Below are 13625 nucleotides of genomic sequence, written 5' to 3'. Positions count from 1 at the left end.
ATGCGTTTTTTACCGGTCAGTCTCACGACGATCCTCGTTGAACTTGCTGATCTCGATCAGACGCTGGCCCTGTTTGCCTCGCTTCATGCCGATCCCGTTCATGGCATTGAAGAAACAGTGCCAGCAGCGCGAACGCTGATGATCCGTTTCCGGCCCGAGATCATCTCCGCGCAGGCACTGGCGGCTGACATCGCGACCCGCGATCTCTCCGCAAAGATAGCGCCTTCCGACCAGCTGGTAGAAATTCCGGTGCGTTATAATGGTGAAGATTTGGCTGATGTTGCGGAATTGACTGGCCTCAGCGTTGATGAGGTCATCAAGCGGCATACGCAGAGCGAATTCACCGTTGCCTTTAGCGGTTTTGCGCCCGGCTTCGGTTATCTTGTTGGTGGTGATCCGGCCCTGCATGTGCCGCGCAGGCAAAGCCCGCGCACGCGCATTCCGGCGGGATCGGTTGCGCTTGCAGGGGCTTTCAGCGGTGTCTACCCGCAAAACAGTCCCGGGGGGTGGCAGATTATTGGTACAACACCCCTGAAAATGTGGGATATTGAGCGTGAACCCGGCGCGCTGTTTCAGCCCGGTTACCGCGTGCGCTTTTTTGATATGGATAAGGAAAGCGGCAAGGTCGATATTGCCCAATCAAAGCCTGCTGCAGCCAAGGCCACCGCGAAACCAGAGGCGGCCCGGTTCGAGGTTCTGGCCGCACCCATGCCGGTGCTGTTTCAAGACCGGGGACGTTTCGGGCAGACGGGGCAGGGTGTCTCCGCCTCCGGCGCGCTGGATCAATCCGCTTTCAACACGGCGAACCGCATTGTCGGCAATCGTGTTAATACGCCCTGTCTGGAAATCACGCTGGGCGGCTTTTCATTCAAGGCAACCAGCCGCGCCGTTGTCGGCATTGCCGGTGCCGCTGGCGTCATTACCGTTAAATCGGATGCTTATAGCTTTGAGAGCTCTGCCTATGTGCCGATCGCGCTGGAACCGGGCGACGTGGTGACCTTTGGACATCCCGTAAAAGGCATGCGCTGTTATCTCAGCGTCCGTGGCGGCTTTGACGTTGCGGCTGTTCTCGGAAGTGCTGCAACCGACACCCTGGCCATGGTTGGGCCTGAGGCTGTAACCGCTGGTTCGGTCATTCACCTGCGCAACGAGACGTCAGGCCTTTCCAGCGTCTCGATCAATGAAGCACCTGCATTTGACCTTCCGGGTAAAGACGATGTTGTGACGCTGGATGTCGTTATGGGTCCCCGCAGTGACTGGTTTACGCAGATTGGCTTAGACATACTGACGAGTCAGCTTTGGCAAGTTACGCCGCAATCCAGCCGCGTGGGCATTCGCCTTGCCGGTGACACACCGCTTGAACGCAGGGACAGCGCTGAGCTTCCCAGTGAAGGCACGGCAACAGGTGCAATCCAGATACCCCACAGCGGTCAGCCGGTTCTATTTCTGGCCGATCACCCGCTGACGGGCGGTTATCCGGTTGTCGCTGCCGTTGCCGAGCATCACCTTGATCTCACGGGGCAAATTCCGGTGAACGCCAAAATCCAGTTTCGCCCGCTTGGGCCTTTCGCCGAGATATCGGCGAGCAAGAACACAGAGCTTTCGGGAGACAAGCCATGAAAAAAGTGCTGATTGCCAATCGTGGCGAGATCGCCGTGCGCATCATCCGTGCATGCCGTGATTACGGTGTCGGTTCGGTCGCCGTTTATGCGGACCCTGATCAGGATGCGCTATTCGTAAAGCTGGCAGATGAAGCCTATGGGCTGGAGGGCGTGCGTCCTTCGGAAACCTATCTCGATATCAACAAACTGATTGCCATCGCCAAGCGTTCCGGCGCGGATGCTGTCCATCCGGGCTATGGGTTTCTGTCCGAGCGAGCAGAGTTCGCGCAGGCCGTTATCGATGCAGGCCTGATCTGGATCGGGCCTGATCCTCATGTCATTACAGTGCTGGGCGACAAGGTCGAGGCGCGACGCATTGCCAAGAGCGTCGGGGCTCCCCTGGTTGCGGGTAGTGACGGCCCCGTCGCAACGGCTGCCGAAGTGACCGCCTTTGCGCAAGTGCATGGCTTGCCTGTTGCCATCAAGGCGGCGCATGGCGGTGGTGGGCGCGGCATCAAGGTTGCATGGAAGATGGAAGAGATTGCCGATCTCTATGATTCCGCCGTGCGTGAGGCCACAGCCGCCTTTGGCCGTGGCGAATGTTTCCTCGAGCGGTTCCTGGATCGCCCGCGCCATATCGAAGCGCAGGTCATTGCTGACAAGCACGGCAATGTTGTTGTGCTGGGTACACGCGATTGTTCGCTGCAACGTCGAAATCAGAAGCTGATTGAAGAGGCGCCAGCGCCGTTCCTGCAGCCTGAGCAGCGTCAGAAAATCCACGATTCTGCCAAGGCTATTTGCGCTGCGGCGGGTTATTCCGGCGCGGGAACGGTTGAGTTCCTGCTCGGCGTGGATGGCACGATTTCGTTTCTTGAGGTCAATACGCGCCTTCAGGTCGAGCATCCGGTGACGGAAGAGACCACGGGCATCGATCTGGTCGTCGAGCAGTTTCGTGTGGCTGAGGGGCATCCGCTCCAGATCCTCGAAACGCCTGAGCCACGTGGACACTCCATGGAATTTCGCATCAACGCAGAAGATCCCGGTCGCGGGTTTCTGCCAACGCCCGGCGCAATCTCCGTGTTCGATCCGCCATCCGGCCCCGGCATCCGTCTGGATAGCGGTGTCGTCACCGGATCGACAATCCCGGGCGTGTTCGATTCCCTCATGGCAAAGCTGATTGTGACTGGCACGGACCGGGAGCAGGTGCTGCGCCGTGCACGCCGTGCGCTGCAGGAATTCCGCATTGAGGGCGTGGCGACCGTTCTGCCCTTTCACCGGGCAGCGATTGATACGCAAGATTTTATCGGGACTGATGGTTTCAAGGTTCATACCCGCTGGATCGAGACGGATTTTGCCGACATGCCGGATGCGATGGAGCGGCAAAAGCCTGTCGACGACATTGCGATGACACGCACATGGCTGGAGATAGACGGAAAGCGTGTCGCCGTTGGCCTTCCGCATCTGTTGTTGGCTGGCCTCGGTTCCGCAGGCGGTGCGGGTAAGCCCGCATCGGAAACGCATTCCGAAAACGCCGGTATCGTCGCGCCCGTTTCGGGAACACTTCAGTCTTTCAAGGTGGAAGATGGATCTGCGGTCTCAGAGGGCGATCTGGTTGCCGTGATGGAGGCCATGAAAATGGAAACGCAGGTAACAGCACCCAAGGCAGGCACGGTTCGTCTGCGTGTCAAGGAAGGTGACTATCTGCAGGCGGGAGATACGCTGTTCGTGTTCGAATAGGCGTCTTTCAACCCAAGCGGATGTCATGGCAATGGAACCTTGCGTCGATTGTGAGCCGTCAATGACGGCCCCTGTCGGCGCAAGTGGCTATAATATCGCCCAATTGTTTGGGATAGGGTGGCGAACTTATCATGGACGCCGGACAGCATTTTGGATACCGAGAATCAGATATGGAATGGGCAGGGTCTTGTCCCTCAAAGACCACTGCCCGACGATGTTGAAGACATTCAGCGACGTACCTTCGATTATTTCTGGCTCGGCAGTCATCCGGTTTCTGGATTGGCACGAGACCGCCTGCGCTCTGATGGCTCGGTCATCAACGAAATTGCGTCCGTTTCAGGCACTGGCTTTTCGTTTCTCGCAATCGTCGTGGGTGCAGAACGGCACTGGATAACCCGTGACGAGGCGCTGGATCGTGTCACACGGATGGTCGCAGCCTTGCACAAGGCCAAGCGTTTTCACGGTGCATTTGCTCATTTCATTCATGGTGAAACCAGCGAGGTCATTGCCTTTGGGCCGAAAGATGATGGCGGTGATCTGGTCGAAACAGCCTTTCTGCTACAAGGACTGATATGCGCCCGGCAGTATTTCTACCGTTCCACATTGGCTGAAACCCGCTTTCGCGCCCTTGCAAATGACCTGATAGGATCCGTCGAGTGGGACTGGTACACGCGGGCAACGGATGGCCCGCTGTGGTGGCACTGGAGCCCCGGACGGCGATGGTCGCTGGATCTGACCATCACCGGTTGGAATGAAGCCCTGGTTAGCTATGTGCTGGCCGCAGGCGCTGAGAAACACGCGATTGATCCGGTCCATTACCACAAGGGATGGGCACGGTCGGGGGACATGGTGAATGGCAACTCCTATTTGGGAACGGTCTTGCCGCTGGGCGAACCCTATGGCGGGCCATTGTTTCTCTCGCAATATTCCTTCTGTACGCTGGACCCGAGGGGCCTTTCCGATACCTATGCGGATTATTGGCAACAGGTGGAGGCGCACACGCGGATCAACTACGCGCATTGTCAGTCAAAATATCCCGGATCGGATCTTTGGGGAATGACCGCCAGCGATGGCCCGAAGGGCTACCGCGTTCATTCTCCAACGCAGGATAATGACATCATCTCCCCGACCGCTGCGCTCTCCAGTTTTCCTGTGTGCCCTGACGAAGCGACTGCCGCGGCTCGCGCATTCCTCAGTTACGACGGCGGCAAGCTGATGGCGCGCTACGGCTTTGTCGATGCCTTCTCGCCGGTTACCGGTTGGATGGCAGAAACGCATCTGGCGATTGACCAGGGCCCCATCGTGGCCATGATGGAGAACTATCGTTCCGGCCTGTTATGGGCGCTGTTCATGGGTGCGCCAGAAGTCCAGCGCGGCCTTGACCGCCTCGGCTTTCGGGTCGGCGATCCAAATGCCTGACCACATCTGACGCTTAGTCTCGGGGTATTCCCGCCGGGCGGAGCAACCGACGCTGTGCGCCGATGCGGAATGGCGCGTTCATGGCGCCGTACCCCGCATAATTCTCCCGCCTTTCTACAATCTCGAAGAAGAAGCCTTCGCCAAATGTTTGGCTGTAGATCTGGAAATATTCCCCGTGGTCGTCACGGTCGTAAAGAATGCTGGAAGCGCGTAGCGCGTCGGAAAACTCTGGCTCCAACCCGAAACGTGCCTCTAGGTCATCATAATAGTTGCGGGAGATAGGCAGGGCTTGAAAGCCGCGTGCGTGCAGTGCCTGCGCCGTTGCAAATATATCGTCGGTCGAGAAAGCAATGTGCTGGATGCTGGTGCCGAACCCTTCCGCTAGAAACTTTCCAGCAAACGTCTTGCGGTTGTCGGCACCGTTCATCGTGAGACGGAAGTCGGGCTTGGGAAGGCTTTCGATTGCCTGGCTGCGAACAAGGCCGCCCGGTTCCACCACATCGACCATGGGCGTGCGGCGCATGGAGAAAGTCGACGTGTAAAACAGCAGCCATGTCAGCATTTCATCGTAGCGCGTTGTCTGAGCCAGATGATCAATGCGGGTCAGTCCGGCATCTCCAGTGGTTTGCGAAGGAAGCTGCGAAAACTCTTTGTCCCAGATGGAAGCAAGGTCGGGCGAGCCGTCCAGGAAGTAGATCACGCCATTTCCGACGCCCTGAATGGCTGGAATTGAGGCTTCGCCACTCTTGCGCGGCTCAAAAAAGGTGGGTGCACCGAGTGCGGCCGCCCGCTGCAGTGCTGCCTTCGCATCATCGACCTTCAGGCCGAAGGCATAGGCGTTCGTGCCATGCACCGAATAGGACGCGCCGGCAAAGCTGTCGCCGGTGCTGTCGGTATTGATGACGATGCGAATATCGCCCTGCGTGTAGAGCTCAACCTCGCGATTGCAGTGGCGAGCAGATTTCGAGAAGCCGAGTGTGGTCAATAAAGTTTCGAGCTCGGCCTTCTCGTTCTGCCCCGTCGTGAACTCCACGAATTCCACGCCACTTGTTTCCACCGGCGCGGGCATATTGGGCACGTCAATACGAATATCGGGCTCGAGACGGTGGACTTTGTCCATGAGATTGATGAGCGAACGGTGGCCATCTTCTGCGAGCAGGCGGGCGGAGCCGCCACGGAACTGGTCGTTGAAGATTTCTAGAGATAATGGCCCGGCATAACCGGTTGCGGCGACGGCCCGCATAAAGTCAACGACCGGGAGATCCCCTTCGCCCGGCATGTTTCTAAAATGGCGGCTCCAATAGAGGAGGTCCATGTCAAACAGCGGGGCGTCCGCCAGTTGCACGATGAATATCTTGTCGCCGGGAATGGAGCGGATCGAGTTCGGGTCGATCTTGCGCGACAGCGTGTGAAAACTGTCCAGAATGATGCCGACATTGCTATGATCGGCTCGGCGCACGACTTCCCAGGCATCGCGGTGGTCGTTGACGTGACGCCCCCAAGCCAAAGCCTCGTAACCGACGCGCAGACCGTGCTTTGCGGCACGTTCTCCCAACTCATGGAAATCGGCAGCGGCCCGGTCTATTCCACCCAGCGAAATCTGCGATACATTCGAGCAGATCAGCATAAGTTCCGTGCCCAACTCTCCCATGATGTCGAACTTGCGCTCTGCGCGCTCAAATGCGCGCTGGCGGTGGTGGTCCGGCATGCCTTCGAAATCACGAAAGGGCTGGAAGAGGGTAATTTCCAGGCCGTGGTCTTTCACCATCGCACGCACTTCACGGGGGGAGGCGTCATAGGTCAGGAAATCGTTCTCGAAGATTTCGACCCCTGAAAACCCCGCCTTGGCTATTGCCGCAAGCTTTTCGGGAAACTCGCCGCTGATGGAAACGGTCGCGATGGAGGTCCGCATGGGGTGCTTCTGCGTCTCGATGCCGGAGATGACCATATTGCCTTCCTTTCCGTGATTATGTACTAATTAGTTAATAGTGACGGTTTCAGTTCGGGCCGATTGGACTATTGATAGGTGTATGATGACGAAAGCGGAGACCTCGAACAGCACCCTTGCGCCCCGGCAAGCCAAACGCGATCCGGAGGGTGTGCGGCGCGATATTCTTTGCGTTGCCATGGATGAGTTTGCGCAAAACGGACTGTCTGGCGCGCGCATTGACGAAATTGCTGCGCGTACCCGCACATCCAAGCGCATGATTTATTACTACTACGGAGACAAGGAAGGCCTCTACCAACAGGCGCTTGAAGCTGCTTATGCGCAGGTGCGCGGCGGTGAAAGCGGACTTGAACTGGACGAGATGGAACCGGTTGCCGCGCTCGAAAAACTCTGTCGGTTTACCTTCGATCACCATCGTCGCCATCCTGCTTTCATACGAATGGTCATGATCGAGAACGTTCACCATGGCCGTCACATGCAGGCTTCTGAAACGATCCGGGAGCTCAACCGCCCCGCGATCGATGCCTTGGAGAATGTTCTCGTGCGTGGCCAAAAAAAGGGCGTCTTTCGTGAGGGCGTCGGCGCGCTTGAACTGCACTGGCAGATTAGCGCGCTGTCGTTCTTCAACGTTTCGAATGCTGCGACCTTCTCGTTCATTTTCGGTGGCAACCTGTTTACCGACGATGGTCAGGAAACCCTTTCGAAGCATGTCGCGGAAATGGTGCTGCGCTATGTGCTTCGGGTTGAGCATATCCGGGCTACCGAAAAAGCCGGTCAGTAGGGTCGTTCCAAGTCTTGTGGTCCCCATGCTTTGGATATGTCATCCTGTGGCCTCATCCATGCAAAGTTCTCTGAAATGCGCACTCATGCGTTCCGGATCGGGCTCTTCACCGGAAAACAGCCTGAAGGCGTCCACTGCCTGAAACACTGCCATCCCGCCGCCCGGCAGAACCTGACAGCCTTTGCGTGTCGCTTCGGCCAGCAGCTCGGTGACCAACGGCATGTAGACAATATCCGCGATCCAATGGCGCTCCTCAATCAAGGCTGATGGTACCGGCATTCCGGGATGTGCCGGCATCCCGGTGGGGGTTGCGTGGATTAACCCATCTGCATGCGGCAAGGACTCTTCCGGCTTTGCGACCGCAAACGCCCGGCCTTTGCCAAACCGGCCATTCAGATTATCTGCAAGTTGTTCTGCGCGGGCGATATCCTGATCGAGAATATCCAGGCGTTGAATATCCAGTTTCAAAGCGGCGTGAGCGACAGCGACACCAGCCCCGCCAGCACCAATGAGCAGAACCCGGTCGCGCTTTGCATTCGGCAGCCCTCTCTTGAAGCTCTCATAAAAGCCGTACCAGTCCGTGTTGTGACCGGTTCTCTTGCCATCGCGAAATACGACGGTGTTAACGGCGCCCAGCATATGCGCATCGTCAGACAATTCGTGTAGCAGCGGTATCACGCGCTGCTTGAAGGGGTGGGTAATATTGACCCCTGCAAACCCGAGACTTTCCGCCTCTTCAAGAAGCTCCGGCAGCGCAGTTTCCGGTACGTTTCTGGCGATGATGTCAATCAATTCATAGGCGTAGTCGATGCCATGCGCAGCACCCTCTCGCATATGCATTGCTGGTGTTTTTGAAAGCTGGATGTCGGCACCGATCAGCCCGACCTTCAATGTTTTTCTGTCTGTCATGTCGGTATTCTCATCAGGGAAAGGCTGCTTGGAAGAGGGGAACGCGCACTAATGGTGCGCAAGAATTTCACCAAGGAATGTGCGGGTCCGCTGATGCTGAGGGTTCTTGAAGAACTCTTCCGGCGGCGCTTCTTCAATGATTTCACCGGAAGCCATGAATACAACGCGGTCTGCCACCTGCCGGGCAAATCCCATTTCATGGGTCACGCAGATCATCGTCATGCCATCCTTGGCAAGTCCGATCATGGTGTCGAGGACTTCCTTGACCATTTCTGGATCAAGAGCCGATGTCGGTTCATCAAACAGCATGGCCTTTGGCTCCATGCAAAGCGCGCGCGCAATGGCTGCGCGTTGCTGCTGGCCACCGGATAATTGAGCCGGATATTTGTCTGCCTGATCAAGGATTCGGACACGTTCGAGATATTTGCGCGCTGTCTGCTCGGCGTCCGCCTTCGACAGGCCCTTCGCGCGCATGGGCGCAAGGGTGCAGTTTTCTAGAATGGTCTTGTGCGGAAACAGGTTGAAGTTCTGAAACACCATGCCGACTTCACGCCGGACCGTGTCGATGGCACTTGCGGACGACGTCAGCTTGGTTCCCTCGACAGTGATCGTGCCCTGTTGAATGTCTTCAAGGTGATTGATGCAACGGATCAACGTTGATTTGCCTGAGCCTGACGGCCCGCAAAGCACGATTTTCTCGCCTTTGCGAACCGTCAGATTGATATTCTTCAGGGCATGAAAGGATCCATACCACTTTTCCACCGCTTCAAGAGCGATCAACGGAACTTGTGTATCGGTGGTTTGCAGCATGGGAGCCTCCAGCTTACTTTACGGTGAAGGGGATATCAGGGAGGGATTCCGGGAAGGCCGGAACGTCCCGCTTCATCCACTTCGTGTAGATCTTCGCCAGTTCGCCATTGCCCTTGATCTTCACCAGGAACTCATTGACGGATGCGTTCCAGTCTTTTTCGCCCGGACGAGTGCCTGCGCCGTTATAGAGCGTGGTGAGGTCAAACTTGGATTCGTATTTTCCAGCCGCCGCAGCATTGAGGCGATCACCGTAAAACTGGTTGCCACCGACCACTTCGACCTGACCTGAGATGAGAGCCTGAATATTGGCAGCATCATCATCGAAGCGAAGGATATTGGCTTTGGAGCCAGCGCCAGCGGTAATGGACGTATCCATTGCGCTCGACTTCGGAACGCCAACCGAAACACCTGTCAGGTCATCGTAGCCAGCAATCTTCTTGTCCTTCGGTCCATAAACCGAGAGAACGTTGCCCGCGTAAGGCTGGGAATACTGGATGGTCTTTGCACGTTCTGCTGTCATGCCCATGGTGGCAAATAGCACGTCAACCTTGCCTGTCATGAGAGCAGGAATGCGGTTTGCGACCGCCAGCGGTACGAACTCAACCTTGACGCCGAGGTGGTCGGCAAATGCCTTGCCGATGTCGGCGTCGAGACCATCCTGAACGCCGCTGGAATTGACGAAGCCCCATGGGGAATTATCTCCCTGGATACCGATGACGACGGTGCCTTTGGTCTTTGCTTCTTCAAGCGTGCCGGCAAAAGCGTTGTTCGACGCCATAAGTGGCAGGGTTACGGTGGCTGCGGCGAGCGCAAGCACCATTCGGCGATTGATTGTCTTGCTCATGAACTTCATATTTTGCTCCTCCTTACAAAGCAGATGATATGTTTTAGCGTGATGCGGTTTGAAGCCGCTTTTCCACCCCAGCGCCCCATAGAGACAGAGGCCAGCAGATCAGAAAATAGATGAGGCCAACGATGGCAAAGACCGTCAGAGGCTTGAATGTCTGGTTGGAAACGATCTGTCCGGCGCGCGACAGCTCAACGAAACCGACGATTGCGGCAAGCGACGTGCCTTTGATGAGTTGGACGAGAAAGCCGATGGTCGCAGGCAGCGAGATCTTGAAAGCCTGCGGCAGGACGACGTCTTTCATGCGCGAAACATAGTGCAGACCGAGTGCCTTGGCGGCCTCTGTCTGGCCTTTCGGCACGGCCTGAATGCCGCCGCGCCAGATTTCGCCCAGAAACGCGCTGGCGTGCAGCGTGAATGCAATGGCCACCGCAAGCCACGCATCGATATCAAGGCCCACCAGTGCCACGCCATAATAGACGACGAAGAGCTGCATCAGCAGCGGCGTTCCCTGGAAGATGGCGATGTAAGCGGCGGTCACACGCTGGCCGATCTTGCTGTCGACTGTTCTGGCCATGGCAACGCAAAGGCCGAATACCCCGCCGCCGATAAAGCCGATGAGCGCCAATGCCACGGTCCATTTCAGACCCTGCATCAGGAAGAACAATTCGTTGGTGCCGATAGGTGTCATCGCCTTTGCCTCACTTGACCGGGTAGCTGAATGACAGGCGCGAAATCAAAGCGAAAACGGCCATCATCAGAGACGAAATGACGAGGTAGAGAAGCGTGATGGAAAAATAGACCTCGAACGAACGGAATGTTTCAGCCTCAATCCGCTGGGCAACGGACGTCAACTCATAGGCCGCAATCGATGTGCAAACCGATGTTGTCAGCGTCAGCATGATGAACTGGCTGGTCAGAGAGGGATAGACCGCGCGCAGCGCAGGCTTCAGAATGATGTGACGGAAGATCTGCGAGCGGCGCAATCCGAGCGCCAGCCCTGCTTCGATCTGCCCCTTTGGAACCGCATCTACACCGCCACGAATGATCTCGATCGCATAGGCGCCGCCGTTCAAGGCCAGAGCAACAATGGCGGTTGTCGTGGGGTTCAACCGCAGGCCCATCTGGGGGAGCGCAAAGAAGATGAAGAAAATCTGGACCAGAAACGGTGTGTTACGGATGATCTCGACAAAGGCAATGACGAGTGCGCGCAGCGGCTTGAAGGAAGATCCACGGGCGACAACACCCAGTACGCCGATAATCGTTGCCAGAAACATGCCTGCAAGCGCGAGGCCGATTGTTGCGAGGCACGCCAAAAGCAATTCCGGCAGGCGGTCGTAAACTGCCGAGAAATCCAGCGTATATGACATCTGTCCTCCCAATCTCGCAAAGCGTCGATTTGCTCTGCTCCTGCCATTTTGCGGGACGTTTTGCACCGTCCTTGTATCTTGCCGAAACCAGCGCCTCCCGCGCATCAATCCATCGGCAACACAATGTTTGTACCAGTTAGTTCAAATCTGTCAAGCGAGACGGATTTCGATACGTCAACGTCTTTCTCACTGTGGTCAAGGCGGGTTTGTTGCGCAATTCGATGACCGCAAATCGTGTGTGAAAAGCGATGATGACGCTCACATGCAAGCAAATGCGCTAAGGACTCATATTCGACCCGCCGGCGTCATCCTTTTGCTGATTCTGATCGTAATATCCCTACAACATGAGGAAATTTCTGCATGACGCATTGTCGGAACCTTGTCTTTATTCTGGGGGATCAGCTCTCTCCGTCGATGTCCAGCCTTCGCGGGGCGGACCCAGCAAGCGACGTGATCCTGATGTGCGAGGTTGCTGAGGAAACCACCTATGTCCGGCACCACCGCAAGAAAATTATCTTCATTCTCTCGGCCATGCGCCATTTTGCGGAAGAGCTAGCCGGTCTCGGTTTCACGGTCCGGTATGTGCGACTGGATGATGAAGACAACACGGGATCGTTCACAGGCGAGTTGAAAAGAGCGGTCGACGATCTGCATCCTCAGACAATTGTGGTGACCGAACCCGGTGAGTGGCGCGTCCTGACCGAGATGAAACGCTGGGAAGCAGAAACCAATGTCCATGTCGACATTCGCGCGGACGACCGGTTCCTCTGCTCGCATGAGGAGTTTGCCCGTTGGGCCGATGACCGCAAGCAACTCACCATGGAGTTTTTCTATCGCGATATGCGCCGCAAAACCCGGCTGTTGGTGGAGGGCGATGTTCCCACGGGCGGGCGCTGGAATTTCGATAGCGAAAACCGATCCCCGGGCAAGCCCGATCTATTTCGCCACCGTCATCCGCGGTTTGCACCAGACGAAACGACCCGTGCCGTGATGGACCTCATCGAAGCGCGCTTTCCAGATCACATGGGATCAGCCAATGGATTTGCCTTTGCCGTGACGCGGGCTGATGCGCAGGCGTCTGCTGACGCATTCATTTCTGACTTTCTTCCCAAATTTGGGGAAACACAGGACGCCATGGTCACCGGCGATCCGTTCCTCAATCATTCCCTGCTGTCGTTTTACATCAATATTGGCTTGCTGGACCCACTGTCGGTTTGCCAGGCCGCTGAACGTGCCTATTTGCAAGGCGATGCGCCGATCAACGCCGTCGAGGGCTTCATTCGCCAGATTATCGGATGGCGGGAATATATGCGGGGTATCTATTGGCGCTTCATGCCTGAATATGCGCAGCGCAATTTCTTCGCCGCAAAGCGGCCGCTGCCGGATTTCTTCTGGACGGCAAAAACCGACATGGCCTGTTTGGCGACGGTGATTGGTGAGACCATTGAAAATGCCTATGCCCATCACATTCAGCGCCTGATGATCACCGGCAACTTCGCCATGCTGGCGGGGCTCGATCCCCATGCGCTTCATGAGTGGTATCTGGAAGTCTATGCCGATGCCTATGAATGGGTTGAAATGCCAAATGTCATAGGCATGAGTCAGTTTGCCGATGGTGGTCTGCTGGGCTCGAAACCCTATGCCGCCAGCGGCGCTTATATTTCCCGCATGTCGGATTATTGTGAAAACTGTCAATATGATGTGAAGCGCAAAACCGGTGAGGGCGCTTGTCCCTTCAATGCGCTCTACTGGGATTTTCTGGATCGGAATGCTGAAAAACTGTTCGGCAATCGCAGGCTTGCTCAGCCTTACGCCACGTGGCGGCGTATGAGCGAGGAAAAACGGAAAGACTATACCGACAGCGCGCAAGCCTTTCTGCAAAAGCTGGATGATGGTGTCCCGGTCTGATCGCAGCTGTAAGGAATCTTTATTTTTTCCTTATGTAGCGGGCCTGCATTCCCAATCGAACCCTGACGTGGTCAGGGCGTAGGGTGGGTTTCTCAACAAATGGAGAGACCCACATGTCTGACCTTTTCTTCATCCTCGGAGGCAGTGCCTTGCTGATCGGCTTTGCCGTTTATGCACGTGCGCTGAACAAGCTGTGAGGGCGACATGATTGAAGCTTTGCTCGCGCTGGCCGTTGCCGGCGCTCTTGTCGTCTACCTCGTCGTGACGCTTTTGCGTCCCGAACGCTTCTGACCTT

The 13625-nt window shown here is 56.5% G+C and carries 12 protein-coding genes; 6 read left to right on the top strand and 6 right to left on the bottom strand.

All coding sequences use genetic code 11. The features are described from left to right. From ACQZ51_RS18715 to ACQZ51_RS18705, 3 genes are all read left to right on the top strand, one after another. Complete coding sequence (locus tag ACQZ51_RS18715) at positions 1 to 1620, top strand: 5-oxoprolinase subunit B/C family protein (protein WP_448779504.1); 1620 nt, start codon at positions 1 to 3, stop codon at positions 1618 to 1620. Next, the gene (locus ACQZ51_RS18710) at positions 1617 to 3338 is read left to right on the top strand and encodes an acetyl/propionyl/methylcrotonyl-CoA carboxylase subunit alpha (RefSeq protein WP_448779503.1); all 1722 of its coding nucleotides are present in this window, start codon (positions 1617 to 1619) and stop codon (positions 3336 to 3338) included. Before ACQZ51_RS18715 ends, ACQZ51_RS18710 begins: the two co-directional genes overlap by 4 nt. 150 nt (positions 3339 to 3488) lie before the next feature. Next, positions 3489 to 4757, top strand: coding sequence for a glucoamylase family protein (locus ACQZ51_RS18705; protein WP_448779501.1), 1269 nt, complete (start codon positions 3489 to 3491; stop codon positions 4755 to 4757). 13 nt (positions 4758 to 4770) lie between these two features. Here the strand turns inward: ACQZ51_RS18705 and ACQZ51_RS18700 are convergent, their stop codons facing one another. Then, on the bottom strand, positions 4771 to 6669 hold the full coding sequence (locus ACQZ51_RS18700; RefSeq protein ID WP_448779624.1) for a bifunctional sugar phosphate isomerase/epimerase/4-hydroxyphenylpyruvate dioxygenase family protein: 1899 nt from the start codon (positions 6667 to 6669) through the stop codon (positions 4771 to 4773). Between the two features lie 121 nt (positions 6670 to 6790). On the opposite strand from ACQZ51_RS18700, the gene ACQZ51_RS18695 reads away from it, so the two are divergent. After that, the gene (locus ACQZ51_RS18695) at positions 6791 to 7486 is read left to right on the top strand and encodes a TetR family transcriptional regulator (RefSeq protein WP_448779622.1); all 696 of its coding nucleotides are present in this window, start codon (positions 6791 to 6793) and stop codon (positions 7484 to 7486) included. Positions 7487 to 7525: 39 nt separating this feature from the next. Here the strand turns inward: ACQZ51_RS18695 and ACQZ51_RS18690 are convergent, their stop codons facing one another. The 5 genes from ACQZ51_RS18690 to ACQZ51_RS18670 all read right to left on the bottom strand — a co-directional run bounded on the left by ACQZ51_RS18690 (position 7526) and on the right by ACQZ51_RS18670 (position 11422). Continuing rightward, positions 7526 to 8395 carry a shikimate dehydrogenase gene (locus tag ACQZ51_RS18690; RefSeq protein WP_448779499.1) on the bottom strand — a complete coding sequence of 290 codons (870 nt, stop codon included), beginning with the start codon at positions 8393 to 8395 and terminating at the stop codon, positions 7526 to 7528. 48 nt (positions 8396 to 8443) lie between these two features. Beyond that, positions 8444 to 9205 carry an amino acid ABC transporter ATP-binding protein gene (locus tag ACQZ51_RS18685; RefSeq protein ID WP_448779497.1) on the bottom strand — a complete coding sequence of 254 codons (762 nt, stop codon included), beginning with the start codon at positions 9203 to 9205 and terminating at the stop codon, positions 8444 to 8446. A 13-nt stretch (positions 9206 to 9218) separates the two neighbouring features. Beyond that, a complete protein-coding gene (locus tag ACQZ51_RS18680; RefSeq protein WP_448779620.1) occupies positions 9219 to 10025 on the bottom strand; it encodes a transporter substrate-binding domain-containing protein in 807 nt (268 codons plus the stop codon). A 67-nt stretch (positions 10026 to 10092) separates the two neighbouring features. Beyond that, positions 10093 to 10743, bottom strand: coding sequence for an amino acid ABC transporter permease (locus ACQZ51_RS18675; RefSeq protein ID WP_448779496.1), 651 nt, complete (start codon positions 10741 to 10743; stop codon positions 10093 to 10095). Positions 10744 to 10753: 10 nt separating this feature from the next. Then, positions 10754 to 11422, bottom strand: coding sequence for an amino acid ABC transporter permease (locus ACQZ51_RS18670; RefSeq protein ID WP_042617078.1), 669 nt, complete (start codon positions 11420 to 11422; stop codon positions 10754 to 10756). Between the two features lie 360 nt (positions 11423 to 11782). Here ACQZ51_RS18670 and ACQZ51_RS18665 point away from each other — a divergent pair, with 360 nt between their 5' ends. Both ACQZ51_RS18665 and kdpF read left to right on the top strand, forming a co-directional pair. Continuing rightward, entirely contained in the window at positions 11783 to 13330 is a 1548-nt protein-coding gene (locus ACQZ51_RS18665) for a cryptochrome/photolyase family protein (RefSeq protein WP_448779495.1), read from the top strand. Positions 13331 to 13534: 204 nt separating this feature from the next. Beyond that, positions 13535 to 13621 carry a K(+)-transporting ATPase subunit F gene (kdpF, locus tag ACQZ51_RS18660; RefSeq protein WP_065700206.1) on the top strand — a complete coding sequence of 29 codons (87 nt, stop codon included), beginning with the start codon at positions 13535 to 13537 and terminating at the stop codon, positions 13619 to 13621. Positions 13622 to 13625: the final 4 nt, after the last annotated feature.

Source organism: Agrobacterium sp. CG674 (genome assembly GCF_053521645.1).
This window is presented reverse-complemented; position numbering and strand designations above follow the sequence as displayed.

Coding starts and splice junctions, on each gene's coding strand:
- ACQZ51_RS18665 (WP_448779495.1), top strand. CDS start 11,783: ATGACGCATTGTCGGAACCTTGTCTTTATTCTGGGGGATCAGCTCTCT.
- ACQZ51_RS18695 (WP_448779622.1), top strand. CDS start 6,791: ATGACGAAAGCGGAGACCTCGAACAGCACCCTTGCGCCCCGGCAAGCC.
- ACQZ51_RS18675 (WP_448779496.1), bottom strand. CDS start 10,743: ATGACACCTATCGGCACCAACGAATTGTTCTTCCTGATGCAGGGTCTG.
- ACQZ51_RS18680 (WP_448779620.1), bottom strand. CDS start 10,025: ATGGTGCTTGCGCTCGCCGCAGCCACCGTAACCCTGCCACTTATGGCG.
- ACQZ51_RS18670 (WP_042617078.1), bottom strand. CDS start 11,422: ATGTCATATACGCTGGATTTCTCGGCAGTTTACGACCGCCTGCCGGAA.
- ACQZ51_RS18715 (WP_448779504.1), top strand. CDS start 1: ATGCGTTTTTTACCGGTCAGTCTCACGACGATCCTCGTTGAACTTGCT.
- ACQZ51_RS18685 (WP_448779497.1), bottom strand. CDS start 9,205: ATGCTGCAAACCACCGATACACAAGTTCCGTTGATCGCTCTTGAAGCG.
- ACQZ51_RS18710 (WP_448779503.1), top strand. CDS start 1,617: ATGAAAAAAGTGCTGATTGCCAATCGTGGCGAGATCGCCGTGCGCATC.
- kdpF (WP_065700206.1), top strand. CDS start 13,535: ATGATTGAAGCTTTGCTCGCGCTGGCCGTTGCCGGCGCTCTTGTCGTC.
- ACQZ51_RS18690 (WP_448779499.1), bottom strand. CDS start 8,395: ATGACAGACAGAAAAACATTGAAGGTCGGGCTGATCGGTGCCGACATC.
- ACQZ51_RS18700 (WP_448779624.1), bottom strand. CDS start 6,669: ATGCGGACCTCCATCGCGACCGTTTCCATCAGCGGCGAGTTTCCCGAA.